Here is a 13,166-nt window from a genome sequence, read left to right on the forward strand (position 1 = left end):
GTCGTGGGAGCCGGTCATGCCGCCTCCGTGCGGTCCGCGGCCATCCCCGCCGCGTCCAGCAGCGCCGTGCCGACGACGAGGTCGGCGCCGCCGAACTCGGGGTCGTCCAGTTCGGTGCCGTCGTCCACGGCGAACAAGAGCTTCGGTTCGCCCTGGCGGTACGCGGTACCGACGGGCGGGCTGGCCGCGTGGACGGCGAGCAGCGCGACGAGGTACGGCAGCTCGGGATCCCGGGCGCGGGCGTCGGCCAGCAGGCCCGACAGCCGGCGCGGGGCGTCGTGCGGCAGGTCGAGCAGATCCATGGCCGCCGCGAGCTGCTCCTCGCTGAAGCGGCTGTCGTCCGGGGTGGCGATCAGCTCGGGTTCCGGCATCTCGGCGCCCAGGTGCTCCCGCTCCACGGGCGGGGTCAGCAGTATGTCGACGAGGTCACCGACCCGGACGGAGACGGGCGTGCGCATACCGGTGCCGCGGGCGAAGAAGGCGTCGGTGACACGGAGCGCGCGCTCCAGGGGCAACGGCAGGACGGGGGCGACGAGATGGCCGTACAGGTCCAGGCCCGAGGTCGCCAGGGGGGTGGCGAAGGCCTGCCGGTCCTGTTCGGCGCGGAAGAGCGGGCCTGCCTCCAGGAGGCGGGACTGGAGCTGGGTGTGGCGGCGGATGCAGTCCTTGACGATGTCGACGAGTTCGGCCGCGCGGCGCTTGTGCTCGGGGTCCTCGGACTCGTCGCGCGCCTTGCGGATGTTGGTGAGGATCGCGTTCTCGTGGCGGTACCGGTCGGCGACGTGGTCGAGGGCCTCGGCGATCATGTCGGGGACGGCGCTCAGCCAGTCCACCGCGCGGACGTTGCGCCGGGTGGCGTCCAGGGCCCTGCGCAGGGTCTCCGAGTACTGCACGGTCCGGTACCGGGCCTGCTCGGCGGCGAGCTGGGCGTCGGCGAGCCGGCCGCGGCTGATCAGCACCTCCAGCTTGACCTCGGCGGCGATCTGGGCGCTGGTGACGTCGGTGTCCAGGGCGCCGACGAGGACGTTGACCGCCTCGTCGGTGGTGCGGAGGTAGACGGTGCCGCCGGGGCCGGGGACCTCCTCCAGCAGCTTGAAGTCGTAGTCGCGGCGCACATAGGTGCCGTCCGGTCCGAAGGTGCCGTACACCGCGCGGAAGCCGCGGTCGACGCTGCCGACGTTGATCAGGTTCTCCAGGACCCAGCGGGCCACCCGCTCGTGCTCGGCGGCGGGCCGCGCGGGCGCCTGGGCGGCGACCCGCGGGATCAGCCGGGCCACGATCTGGTCGTGGTCGGCGCCCGTGTCGAAGTCCATGTTCAGCGTGACGAGGTCGATGGCGGAGAGGGCGACCTCCGCCATGCCGTACACCGAGTACTCGCCCGCGAGGTTGGCCTTGCGTGCGTCGAGGTCGTGCAACGGCGCCGTGCAGGCGAGCGCGCGCAGCCGCCGCGCCAGTCCTTCGTCGGCGGCCGGGCCCGGGGCAGGGCGCGGCCCCGCGCTGAGCTGGGGCGGAACGCTGTCCGTCGATGCAGGCGAAGTCACGGTGCACAGACTAGGTCCTCGGTCTGACAACGACCCAAACGGCACAGATGGGCCCCGAGGCGACAGGCGTCGCAGGCGGCGCCCCGGTTCGCGGTCCCGCCCGCGGTGGCCTCCAGGGGGTGTCGTTTGGATCTTGCCGGGGTCGCGTCAGTTGAACGGCACCGTTGCCCGGAGCCGGCCTGATCCAACCGACACCCCCTATCCCTCGTCGCCGACCCGCCGCAGGTAGACCTCCACGACGCGCTTCAGCGAGTTCTCGAGGTAGACCGCGAGCAGCCGCTCCGCCGTCTCCCGCTCGCCGGACTCCAGGGCCGCGAGGATCTCCGCGTTCCGTGCGATGTACGGCTCGTGCAGGCGCCTCGGGTCGTCCACGACGTGGAATGCGAGGCGCAGTTCGGCGAAGACGCTGCGCATCAGCTCGTCGGTGCGTTCGCTGCCGGCGAGGGCCACCAGTTCCCGGTGGAAGTGGATGTTGGCCGTACCCACACCTTTCCAGTCACCTTCGCGGGCCGACCGGCGCCCGTCCTCGACGGCCCCGGCGAGTCCCTCCAGGCCGTACGGCGGCTCCCCGAGGCCCCGGACGACGGCGCATTCGACGAGGGCGCGGGTGCGGTAGATGTCCTCGACGTCCTCGACGGTCAGGACCCGGACGAAGACGCCGCGGTTCAGCTCGTGGACGAGCAGGCGTTCGTGGGTGAGCAGCCGGAACGACTCGCGCAGTGTGTTCCGGGAGACGCCGAGCGCGCCACCGATGCTGTCCTCCGACAGGCGGGTCCCGGGCGGGAAGTAACCCTCGGCGATCCGGCTCCTGAGAATGTCCGAGACCCGCTCGGCGGTGCTGGTCCGCCCGAGGAGGGCGCGGTCGTCGGCCAGTCCCGTCAACTGCTCTGCCATGCCCGGAATTCAATCGCAGATACCAGAACGAAACAACATGGGTATTGAGGGATCGTTGAACAATCCTCTACGGTGCCATGACGTGCCGACACGGCGCCCGCTCCCCTCACCCGCGCCGCCGCACCGACCGGCTCGCTCTCGACAAGCACCCTCCGTCCTCCCACTGCGAGGTGCCCATGAGCACAACCCCTCCACCGCAGGCCCTGCCCGCCGAGACCCGTCCCACCGGAGCGGGCGAACACCCCTCGGACAACGGTCCGTTCGGCTGGCTGCGCGCCCTCGGCCCGCGGGGCCGCCGCGCCTTCGGCGGCGCGTTCGGCGGCTACGCGCTCGACTCGTACGACTACTTCACGCTGCCGCTGACCATGGTCGCGCTGGCCGCGTACTTCGGCCTGGACAGCGGTCAGACCGGTCTGCTCACGACGGTCACGCTGGTCGTCTCGGCGATCGGCGGCGCCCTCGCGGGCGTCCTGGCGGACCGCGTCGGCCGGGTCAAGGCCCTGCTGCTCACCGTGATCACCTACGCCGTTTTCACGGTGGCCTGCGGTTTCGCGCCCAACTACGAGACGCTGCTGGTCTTCCGCGCCCTGCAGGGCCTGGGCTTCGGCGGCGAGTGGGCGGTCGGCGCGATCCTGGTCGCCGAGTACGCGAGCGCCAAGCACCGGGGTCGTACTCTCGGCGCGATCCAGAGCTCCTGGGCCGTGGGCTGGGCGCTCGCCGTGGTCGTGTACACGCTGGTGTTCTCGCTGGTCGGCGACGATCTGGCCTGGCGCGTCATGTTCTGGACCGGCGCGCTGCCCGCGCTGCTCGTGGTCTGGGTGCGGCGCAGCGTCCACGACGCGCCCAAGGCCGCCGAGGCCCGCGGGAAGAGCGCGGGGAAGGGCTCGTTCGCGGCGATCTTCAAGCCGGGTACGGCCGACTCGCCGGGCCTGCTGCGCGTCACGCTCTGGGCGAGCCTGCTCTCCACCGGCGTGCAGGGCGGCTACTACACCCTCGCCACCTGGGTGCCGACGTATCTGAAGGACGAGCGCGACCTGTCGGTCGTCGGCACCGGCGGCTACCTGACCTTCCTCATCTCGGGCGCCTTCATCGGCTACCTCACCGGCGGCTACCTCACCGACCGGTTGGGCCGCAGGCGCAACATCTGGCTCTTCGCGCTGCTGTCGGCGCTGTGCATCCTGGCGTACGCGAACATCCCCAGCGGCGCCAACACCCTGCTCCTGGTGCTCGGTTTCCCGCTCGGCTTCTGCATGTCGGCGATCTTCAGCGGCTTCGGTTCGTACCTGAGCGAGCTGTATCCGACGGCCGTGCGCGGCGCCGGCCAGGGCTTCACGTACAACACCGGACGCGCCGTGGGCGCCGTGTTCCCGACCACGGTCGGCTTCCTGGCCGACAGCTGGGGCGTGGGCGGCGCGCTGGTCTTCGGCGCCATCGGCTACGGCATCGCGGCGCTGGCTCTGCTGGGGCTGCCCGAGACTCGCGGAAGGGAACTGGCATGAAGCACTCGCACCACGTGACCGGGGACCGGCCGATCGCCCTCGTCGACGAGCACGCGCGCGCGTGGAGCCCGAAAACGGCCCGCTCCCGCTTCCGGGAAGGGCTCACCGGCCCCACGGCCGGAGTCGCGGCCGGCCGCACCCAGGCCAACCTGATCTCGGTGCCCGCCGACTGGGCGTACGACATGCTGCTGTTCTGCACCCGCAATCCGAAGCCCTGCCCGGTCCTCGACGTCACGGACGCCGGGTCCTGGACCACCGCGCTCGCCGACGGTGCCGACCTGCGCACCGATCTGCCGCGCTACCGGGTGTGGCGGGACGGCGAACTGGTGGACGAGCCGACGGACGTACGCGCGCACTGGCGGGACGACCTGGTGTCGTTCCTGATCGGCTGCAGCTTCACCTTCGAGTGGGCGCTGACCGCGGCCGGCGTCCCGATCCGCCATGTCGAGCAGGGGCGCAACGTCCCGATGTACGTCACGACGCGGCAGTGCCGTCCGGCCGGGCGGCTGCACGGGCCGATGGTGGTGTCCATGCGCCCGGTGCCGCCCGCCCATCTGTCGGCGGCGATCCGCGAGACCAGCCTGCTCCCGGCGGTGCACGGCAGCCCGGTGCACTGCGGCGACCCGTCGGCGCTCGGCATCGACGACCTGGACCGGCCGGACTTCGGCGACCCGGTGGACAGCGAGCCGGACGACATCCCGGTGTTCTGGGCGTGCGGGGTGACCCCACAGGCGGCGGTCATGGCCTCGCGGCCGCCCTTCGCCCTCACCCACGCGCCGGGGCAGATGTTCCTCACCGACGCACGGGACGAGCAGTACCGCGTGGCCTGATCCCGGGATGTCCCGACACAGGCCGGAGACCGGAGACACTGGAGACATGACCTCGATCGACCTCAACGCCGACCTAGGCGAGGGATTCGGCCGCTGGCGGCTCACCGACGACGCGGGCCTGCTCTCGGTCGTCACCAGCGCCAACGTGGCCTGCGGCTTCCACGCCGGGGATCCGGTCACCATGCGGCGGGTGTGCGAGCTGGCGGCCGAGCGGGGCGTGACGATCGGCGCCCAGGTCTCCTACCGGGACCTGGCCGGTTTCGGGCGGCGCGCGATGGACGTGCCGCCCGCCGAGCTGGCGGCCGAGGTGGCCTACCAGATCGGCGCCCTGGAGGTGTTCGCGCGCGCGGCCGGCACCCGCGTTGCGTACGTCAAGCCGCACGGTGCCCTGTACAACCGGGTGGTGCGGGACGCGGAGCAGGCCGCGGCGGTCGTCGACGGTGTGCTCCTCGCGGGTGGCGCGCTGCCCGTGCTCGGGCTGCCCGGCTCACGCGTGCTGGAGCTGGCCGGCCGGGCCGGGCTGCCGGTCGTCACGGAGGCGTTCGCCGACCGCGCGTACACCGACGAGGGCGCGCTCGTGCCGCGCGGGCAGGAGGGCGCCGTGGTCGCCGATCCGGACGCCGTCGTGGAGCGCTCGGTGGGCCTGGCCGTCTCCGGCACGGTCACCGCCCGCTCCGGGGCACGTGTCGAGGTCCGGGCCCGCTCCCTGTGCGTGCACGGCGACACGCCCGGCGCGGTGGAACTGGCCCGCCGGGTCCGGCAGCGGCTGGAGGCGTCGGGCGTCCGCGTGGAGGCCTTCGCATGAACGTCCTGCCGGTCGGCGACGACGCCCTGCTCGTCGAGGTCTCCTCGGGCGACGAGGCGGAGGCACTGCACGCGGAGCTGCTGCGGCGCCGCGCGGAGGGCACCCTCGCGGCCCGGGAGATCGTCCCCGCGGCCCGCACCGTCCTCCTCGACGGCCTCACCGACCCGGCCCGGCTGGCGTCCGAACTGGCCGCCGCCGAGGTGCCGTCCGCTCCCCCGCGCGCGGGGCACGTCGTCGAGATCCCGGTCCGCTACGACGGTCCGGACCTGGCCGACGTCGCCGCGCACTGGGGTGTGGCGGAGGACGAGGTGGGCCGCATCCACGCGGGTACCGAGTTCCACGTCGCCTTCTGCGGGTTCGCGCCCGGGTTCGGCTACCTCACCGGTCTGCCCGCGCGCTACGACGTCCCGCGCCGGGACACGCCGCGCACGGCCGTCCCGGCCGGTTCGGTGGCACTGGCGGGTCCGTACACCGGTGTGTATCCGCGCTCGTCGCCGGGCGGCTGGCAGTTGATCGGCACCACGGACGCCGTGCTGTGGGACCACACGCGCGTGCCCGCGGCGCTGCTGTCGCCGGGCACGCGCGTGCGGTTCGTCGCCCGTGGACACCTGCACGAGCGTCAGGGGGGTTCATGACGGACCGTGCGCTCGCCGTCGTCCGGGCCGGGGCCCTGACCACCGTGCAGGACCGGGGCCGCCCCGGACACGCGCACCTCGGCGTCCCCCGCTCCGGGGCGCTCGACGCCCCCGCGGCGGCGCTGGTTCTCCGGCTGGTCGGATGCCCGCCCGACGCCGCCGTCCTGGAGACCACGCTCACCGGCTGTGCCGTGCGTCCGCGTTGCGCGGTGACGGTGGCGGTCGGCGGCGCCCCCTGCCCGGTGACGGTGGACGGACGGCCGGTGCCCTGGGGCGCGCCGGTCGACGTGCCGGCCGGTGCGCTGCTGGACGTCGGAGCGGCCGACTCCGGCGTCCGCAGCTATGTGGCCGTCTCCGGCGGCGTCCTCGTCGAGCCGGTCCTCGGCAGCCGCTCCACCGACCTGCTGTCCGGCCTCGGGCCACCGCCCCTCACGGACGGCACGGTGCTGCCCCTGGGGCGGCCGCGCGAGCATTACGCGCGCGTGGACGTCGCCCCGCAGCCGCCGCCCCCCTCGGAGCTGGTCCTGCGGGTGACGCCGGGCCCGCGCGCCGACTGGTTCACGCCGGAGGCGGTACGGACGTTCACCTCCCGCGCGTACCGGGTGTCGCCCGCGAGCAACCGCATCGGACTGCGCATGGACGGACCGGCGCTGCAACGCGCCCGCCCGGGCGAACTCCCCAGTGAGGGCATGGTGCTTGGCTCGGTTCAGGTGCCGCCCGACGGCAGGCCGGTCGTGTTCCTGGCCGACCATCCGACGACCGGCGGCTACCCGGTGATCGGCGTCGTCCGCGGCGCCGACCTCCCGGCGGCGGCCCAGACGCCACCGGGGACCCCGGTGCGCTTCGTCGCCGTACGCAGACACTGACACCGCGGCGCCGCCCGCGCGTACACCGGGTGCCCGACGCCACTGCTGCCGGTCCGCGTACTGCCGTGCGCGAGCACCGACGCCGTACGACGACGGCGAGGTGCCCGCGCCGGGTGCCTCTGTGGTCCGCGCTCCGTCCGTGGCGCCGCGCGACCGTACCGGCACGCTCCGGGGCGCCGCCGGTCACGCCGCCTCCGGTCGCTCCGTCGTCGACAGCGCCGCGAGCGCGGCGGAGACCGCGGCGGACGCGCGCAGGTCGAGCCGGGCACTCGTCCCGCGCGCGTGGTGGCGCAGTTCGTCGGCGGCCAGCGTCAGCAGTTGGGGCAGCAGGTCCGTACAGCGCCGGGCCACCCAGCCGGTGCCGGCCGTGGCCAGCCACCACAGGCTCGCCGACCTGGTGGGAGCGGGGGACTCGTTCTCGGGCGAGGGCGCGGGCCCGGTGGCGTGGCCGCGCTCGGCGAGCAGGGCGTGGAAGCGCAGGGCCAGCTGCCGGTGGCCCCGCTCTCCGGGGTGCAGCCGGTCCGCGCTCCACATCGCGCGGTCCGTGATCCAGTCGCCCTCGCCCGCGTGCAGGTGGACCGCCCCGTACCGGTCGGACAGGGCGTGCACGACGGCGTTGACCGCCCGTTGCCGCCGGGCCAGTGGGCGGGCCAGCGCTCCCGGCAGCCCGAGCATCGCCCCGGGGTCCGGCAGGCACGCCGTGAGCAGCAGCGCGCCCTGTCCCGTGAAGGCGGCGTACACCGTGTCGAGCCGGGCGGCGACGGCTCCGAGGTCGAAGGAGCAGCGCAGGGTGTCGTTGACGCCGACGACGACGGACGCGACGTCGGGGCGCAGGGCGAGGCCCGCGGGCAGTTGCCGCTCGGCGACGTCCCGGGCCTGCGCCCCGCTGAAGGCGAGGTTGGTGAACTCCGCGGGCTCCTCGGCGAGCCCGGCGGCGAGCAGTGCGGCCCAGCCACGCCACTCGTCGCGCACCGGGTCCCCCACGCCCTCGGTCAGCGAGTCCCCGAGGGCCACGAACCGGACGGGTCTCATGACACGGCCTCCGGCAGCACGGGGAGCGCGGGAGCCGTCGCGTCGTGCGCGGCCAGGAACGCCCCGACCGCCGCGTCCCAGCCGAAACACTCCGCACGCGCGCGTGCCGCCTCCCGCCGGTCCGCCTCCCGGCGTCCGAGGAGCAGGTCCACGGCGTCCGCGAAGGCCTCCCCGTGGTCGGCGGCGACGGCCCCGGTGGAGCCGATCACCTCCGGCAGCGCCGAGGACGCGCTGGCCACCACGGGCGTGCCGCAGGCCATCGCCTCCAGCGCGGCGAGTCCGAAGGTCTCGGCCGGTCCGGGAGCCAGGCACACGTCGGCGGACGCCTGGAGCGCGCCGAGCAGCCCGCGGTCGGCGACGTGGCCGAGGAAGGTCACCGGCAGCCCGCGCTCCCGCGCCCGCTGTTCGAGCCTCGGGCGCAACGGCCCGTCCCCGGCCACCACCAGCACCGCCCGCTCGCCGCGCCGAAGCAGCGCCGCCAGCGCGTCGAGCGCCGTGCCCGGCCGCTTCTCCACGGACAGCCGGGAGCACATCACCAGCAGCGTCTCGTCCACGCGCGCGTGCCGGGAGCGCAGCCCGGGATCGCGCAGCGCCGGGTGCCGCCCGGCCAGGTCGACGCCCAGGGGAGCCCGTACGACGTTGCGGGCCCCAATGCGGACGAACTCCCGCTCGGCGAACTCCGTCGTGCACACCACACGCGCGTAGGTGTGCGCCGTGCGGATGTTCAGGGCGTCGGCGGTGCGCCGGGCCGCCTCTTCGGGCAGGCCCCAGGTGCGCAGTACACCGTCGGTGGTCTCGTGGGAGACCATCACGGCGGGGACCCTGGCCCGCCGTGCCCACTTGCCGGTCCAGCGCAGCGTGGTCCGGTCGGAGACCTCCAGCCGGTCGGGTGCCAGCTCCTCCAGCAGCGCCGCCACCCGCCGCTTGCCGGTCAGGACGCGGTAGCCGCCGGTGCCCGGCAGCGGCGGTCCCGGAAGGGTGATCACCCGGCCCTGCTCGGTCTCCCGGTCGTCGGCGTGCTCGCCGGGGACGACGAGGACGGGGTCGTGTCCGGCCGCACGGAAGCCCTTGCCCAACTCGCGCAGCGCGGTGCGCAGGCCGCCGGACGCGGGTGCGACGAAGTTGGCGAGCCGGACGATCCGCAGTGCGCCGCTCATGCCGCCAGCACCGCCTTCCGCGTGGCGAGTACGTCCGTGTAGTGCCCGATCAGCCGGTCGCCGACGGCCGCCCAGGTGCGCCCCTCGACGGCCGCGCGCCCGGCCGCCCCGTAGGCGGCCCGCAGCGCGGGGTCGGCGGTCAGCGACCACACCGCGTCCCGTACGGCGGCGGCATCGCGCGGTGGCACGAGCAGCCCGGTGCGCCCGTGGGCGACAAGGTCCAGCGGGCCGCCCGCGGCGGGCGCGACGACGGGCACGCCGCTCGCCATGGCCTCCTGCACGGTCTGGCAGAACGTCTCGAAGGGGCCGGTGTGCGCGAAGACGTCCAGCGAGGCGAAGAGCCGGGCGAGATCGTCGCCGGTACGGCGGCCGAGGAAGAGCGCGCCCGGCAGGGCCTGCTCAAGACCGGGCCGGCTGGGCCCGTCGCCGACGACCACGACTCGCACGCCGTCCAGGCCGCAGACACCGGCCAGCAGCTCCACCTGCTTCTCGGGGGCGAGCCGCCCGACGTAGCCGACGATCAGCTCACCGTGCGGGGCCAGTTCGCGGCGCAGGGCCTCGTCGCGCCGGTCGGGCCGGAAGCGGACGGTGTCCACGCCGCGTGGCCAGAGCGAGACCCGGGGCACACCGTGCGCCTGGAGGTCGCGCAGTGCCGCGCCGGACGGGGCGAGGGTGAGGTCGGCGGCGGAGTGCACGGAGCGGATGCGCCGCCAGGCGGCCGCCTCGCCCGCTCCCATGTACGTACGGGCGTATCCGGCGAGGTCGGTCTGGTAGACGGCCACGGCGGGGACACCGAGCCGGGCGGCGGCGGCCATGCCCCGGACGCCGAGGACGAAGGGGCTGGCCAGGTGGACGAGGTCGGCGCGGTGCTCGGCGATCGCGGCGGCCACGCGCCGGCTGGGGAGGGCGACGCGTACCTGGGGGTAGCCGGGGAGCGGGAGGGAGGGGATCCGGACGAGAGGGCACGCGGTGGAGGTGTCCGCCTCGTTGCCCGGAGCGGTGGCCGGGGCGACGACGACGCAGTCGTGCCCGCGGCCGACGAGGTGCCGGGCGGTCTGGAGCGCGCAGTGGGCGACGCCGTTCACATCGGGGGGAAAGGATTCGGTCACGATGACGACACGCATACGGGTGTTGTCGCCGGACTGGACGTGCTCGCGTCAACGTCGATCTTTCCGGCCGAGGAACGTCCCATGAGCGTTGCCCTGCTCACCCGGGCAGGTCAGCCCGCGGCCACACCCGACGTACCCGCGGGCCATCCGTCGTTCAGACGGAGGGGTTGCCACCCGGCGCCACGGAGGGGTTGCCACCCGGCAGCACGGAGGGGTCGGCACCCCGCGGCACGGAAGGCTGCCACCCCACGGCACCTGGTGGTGACGCCCGCGCGCGGAGCCGCCCCGCCGTCGGCGACGGGGGCGCCGCCCATGCCGGGAGTCCCTCTCTCTGGCCTCCGGCGGGCTTGGGACCGCCGGGACCGCTTGGCGCACGCGGGACCCGGTCTTCGTGGACCGATGGGGCGGCGCCCGGGGCGGGCCGCGTCAGTGCGGAAGGACGGCCACAGGCCCGCGCAGGCTTCTCCGTCCGCTCACGCCGAGCCGCCGCGGGCCGGCCCGTCCGCTCACACGGCCGGCGCGTCCGGTCCGAAGCGGCTGCGTACGGCCGTCTGGACCTCGTCCTCCTCGGCGGGATCGGCGGCGAGCCTGCGCAGGCGTTCGACGACGCGGTTGTCGCCGGTCTCGGCGTGGCGGGCGGCGAGTTCGCGGGTGGTCTCCTCGCAGTCCCACAAGCACTCGATGGCGAAGCCTGCGGCGAAGGACGGGTCGGTGGCGGCCAGCGCTCGGGCGGCCCGCCCGCGCAGGTGGGAGGAGGCGGTCTCGCGGTAGATGTGGCGCAGTACGGGCGCGGCGCAGGCGATGCCGAGCCGTCCGGTGCCGTCGACGAGGGTCCACAGGGTCGGCGCGTCGGGGCCTTCGCCGCGTACCGCCTCACGCAGTGCGGCGAGGACGAGGTCGCGGTCCTGGGCTCCGCCCCGGCAGGCGAGCACCCGCCCGGCGGCGGCGCCCAGGGCGTCGGGTCGGTGCACCCAGCGGCGCGCCAGGTCGACGGCGGCGAGGCTGCGCATGCGCTCGAAGGCGGCGACGGCGGCCTCCACGACCGGTGTCGAGCCGTTGGTCACGGCGCCCTCGATCAGGTCGAGGGCGTCCGGATCGTGGCCGTCGGCGAGATAGCGCAGGGCGGTGCAGCGGGCGCCCTCGTCGCCGGACCGCGCGGCCTCGACGATCTCGGGCCGGTCCTCGGGGCCGGCGACGGCCGTGAGACACCGGGCGGCCGGCACGTGGAGCGCGGCGCCGCGCTCGACGCCCTGCTGGGCCCACTCGAAGACGGCCCGCACGCTCCAGCCCGGACGCGGTCCGGTGGGGCTCATCTGCCGCTGCCAGCGGTCGAAACAGCCCGTCTCGTGGGCGGCACGCACGCGCGTGGCGATCGATTCGCGCGGGTCGTCGGCCCACAGCCGCCAGGGCCGGGGTTCGAAGGCGTCCCGCACGGCGACGGCCAGCTCGGCGTCGCCCTCGGCATCGTGCGGGAAGCGTGCCAGCACGGGCGCGGCGAGCGAGCGCAGACCGGCGTCGTCGTCGCGCAGCGCCAGTTCGTCCAGGGCCCACGCCCAGTTGACGCCGTGGGCGGCGTACCTGCGCAACAGCTGGAGCGCGTCCAGCCTGCCGTAGGAGGCCAGGTGCCCGAGGACCGCGAGGGCCAGCCCGGTGCGTGACTCGTCGGCCTCGAGGACGTCCTCGGGATCGAAGAGGTGGGCCTCGATCGCGTCCAGCTCGCCGTTGAGGTCGAGGTAGAGGCGGGCGTAGTAGAGGGAGCGGTTCTCGACCTGCCAGTCGTGGCGGGGGTCGTGCAGCACGCAGTGGTTCAGTGCCGCGAGCGCTTCGGCGCGCGGAGCGGTGAGCGCATGCAGCGTGCCGTCGCCGCGACCCCGCTGAAGCAGGCCGAGCAGCGTACCGCTGGGCGCTATGACCGGATCGAACATGGGAAACAGCCTCACATCAAGCGTCGACGCAACCGGGGAGCACGCGTTACCTGGCCGTGCGCCAACACGTCGGAGCGCCCGCCGTCTCTTGCTTGCTGAAGACCATGTTCCTCTGCCTCTCGTCGGTGGCCCTTGCGGGCCGTGTCACGGCCCGCGCGGTGCGGCAACATCTGCCCAGCCATCACGTCCGTGAACCACGTCGTCATGATGACCCGGCGGTCACATCTGCCGCGACCGAAATTTCGGCGGCCTGTTACCGCCTCCCCCGTTATTCGTATTTTCCCTGGTCAGAAAGAGTGGAGCAGACCCGGAGCAGTACCGGATCGGCTTCCGGTCACTGAGCGCCGAACAGCTCCAGCAGCTCGGTGCGGGCGAACATCCGCGCCGTGTCGACGGCCGACGGGGTACCGGCGGACGGATCCGCGCCGGCCTCCAGAAGCGCCCTGGTCACTTCCGTCTCACCCTTGAAGGCGGCACCGGCGAGCGGGGTCTGGCCCCGGTCGTTGACGCGGTCGGCCTCGGCGCCACGGGCCAGCAGCGCGCGCACCGCGTCGGCGTGGCCGTGGTAAGCGGCGAGCATGACGAGGGAGTCGCCGCGGTCGTTGGTGAGATTGGCGGGAACACCGGCGTCCACATAGGCCACCAGTTCCTCGGTCCGGCCCTGCCGGGCCAGATCGAAGATCTTCGTCGCCAGCTCCACGACCTCCGGGTCGGGGGCTTCACTCATCGGCCGGACCACCTCTCACTACGCATGCCGGGGACTGAGCGCACGACCGCGAGCGGTGCGGCCGTGCGAGTGAATCGCCAGGGTACTGGCTCGCGCCGCACATGAGCCGAAGTGCCCGAGGTAAAGATCAGCACGGACCCGGCAGG

12 protein-coding genes are annotated in these 13,166 nt (G+C 74.3%); 5 read left to right on the forward strand and 7 right to left on the reverse strand.

The window, feature by feature from the left end; all coding sequences use genetic code 11:
• Positions 1-14 precede the first annotated feature (14 nt).
• Both ACFW48_RS26195 and ACFW48_RS26200 read right to left on the reverse strand, forming a co-directional pair.
• A complete protein-coding gene (locus ACFW48_RS26195; protein ID WP_386318434.1) occupies positions 15-1,541 on the reverse strand; it encodes a hypothetical protein in 1,527 nt (508 codons plus the stop codon).
• Positions 1,542-1,739: 198 nt separating this feature from the next.
• Complete coding sequence (locus ACFW48_RS26200; protein ID WP_386318436.1) at positions 1,740-2,435, reverse strand: GntR family transcriptional regulator; 696 nt, start codon at positions 2,433-2,435, stop codon at positions 1,740-1,742.
• 176 nt (positions 2,436-2,611) lie between these two features.
• Between ACFW48_RS26200 and ACFW48_RS26205 the strand changes: the two genes are divergently transcribed.
• Genes ACFW48_RS26205 through ACFW48_RS26225 form a run of 5 tightly spaced genes read left to right on the forward strand, consistent with a single transcriptional unit; the run spans position 2,612 to position 7,070 of the window.
• Entirely contained in the window at positions 2,612-3,934 is a 1,323-nt protein-coding gene (locus ACFW48_RS26205) for an MFS transporter (RefSeq protein WP_386318438.1), read from the forward strand.
• Positions 3,931-4,764 carry a putative hydro-lyase gene (locus tag ACFW48_RS26210; RefSeq protein ID WP_386318440.1) on the forward strand — a complete coding sequence of 278 codons (834 nt, stop codon included), beginning with the start codon at positions 3,931-3,933 and terminating at the stop codon, positions 4,762-4,764. Before ACFW48_RS26205 ends, ACFW48_RS26210 begins: the two co-directional genes overlap by 4 nt.
• Before the next feature lie 46 nt (positions 4,765-4,810).
• Positions 4,811-5,569 carry a LamB/YcsF family protein gene (locus ACFW48_RS26215; protein WP_386318442.1) on the forward strand — a complete coding sequence of 253 codons (759 nt, stop codon included), beginning with the start codon at positions 4,811-4,813 and terminating at the stop codon, positions 5,567-5,569.
• The gene (locus ACFW48_RS26220) at positions 5,566-6,204 is read left to right on the forward strand and encodes an allophanate hydrolase subunit 1 (protein WP_386318444.1); all 639 of its coding nucleotides are present in this window, start codon (positions 5,566-5,568) and stop codon (positions 6,202-6,204) included. Before ACFW48_RS26215 ends, ACFW48_RS26220 begins: the two co-directional genes overlap by 4 nt.
• Entirely contained in the window at positions 6,201-7,070 is an 870-nt protein-coding gene (locus ACFW48_RS26225; protein ID WP_386318446.1) for a biotin-dependent carboxyltransferase family protein, read from the forward strand. The genes ACFW48_RS26220 and ACFW48_RS26225 overlap by 4 nt, the downstream gene beginning before the upstream one ends.
• 183 nt (positions 7,071-7,253) lie before the next feature.
• Here the strand turns inward: ACFW48_RS26225 and ACFW48_RS26230 are convergent, their stop codons facing one another.
• From ACFW48_RS26230 to ACFW48_RS26250, 5 genes are all read right to left on the reverse strand, one after another.
• The gene (locus ACFW48_RS26230; protein ID WP_386318448.1) at positions 7,254-8,102 is read right to left on the reverse strand and encodes an SGNH/GDSL hydrolase family protein; all 849 of its coding nucleotides are present in this window, start codon (positions 8,100-8,102) and stop codon (positions 7,254-7,256) included.
• A complete protein-coding gene (locus ACFW48_RS26235) occupies positions 8,099-9,259 on the reverse strand; it encodes a glycosyltransferase (RefSeq protein WP_386318450.1) in 1,161 nt (386 codons plus the stop codon). Before ACFW48_RS26235 ends, ACFW48_RS26230 begins: the two co-directional genes overlap by 4 nt.
• Positions 9,256-10,383: a glycosyltransferase family 4 protein gene (locus ACFW48_RS26240; protein ID WP_386318452.1), complete on the reverse strand. Its 1,128-nt coding sequence runs from the start codon at positions 10,381-10,383 to the stop codon at positions 9,256-9,258. The genes ACFW48_RS26235 and ACFW48_RS26240 overlap by 4 nt, the downstream gene beginning before the upstream one ends.
• A gap of 491 nt (positions 10,384-10,874) precedes the next feature.
• Positions 10,875-12,293 carry a HEAT repeat domain-containing protein gene (locus ACFW48_RS26245; RefSeq protein WP_386318454.1) on the reverse strand — a complete coding sequence of 473 codons (1,419 nt, stop codon included), beginning with the start codon at positions 12,291-12,293 and terminating at the stop codon, positions 10,875-10,877.
• 334 nt (positions 12,294-12,627) lie between these two features.
• On the reverse strand, positions 12,628-13,020 hold the full coding sequence (locus ACFW48_RS26250) for an ankyrin repeat domain-containing protein (RefSeq protein ID WP_210961399.1): 393 nt from the start codon (positions 13,018-13,020) through the stop codon (positions 12,628-12,630).
• Positions 13,021-13,166: the final 146 nt, after the last annotated feature.

Origin of the sequence: Streptomyces sp. NPDC058812 (assembly GCF_042744565.1) — a bacterium.
GTDB lineage: Bacteria > Actinomycetota > Actinomycetes > Streptomycetales > Streptomycetaceae > Streptomyces > Streptomyces thinghirensis.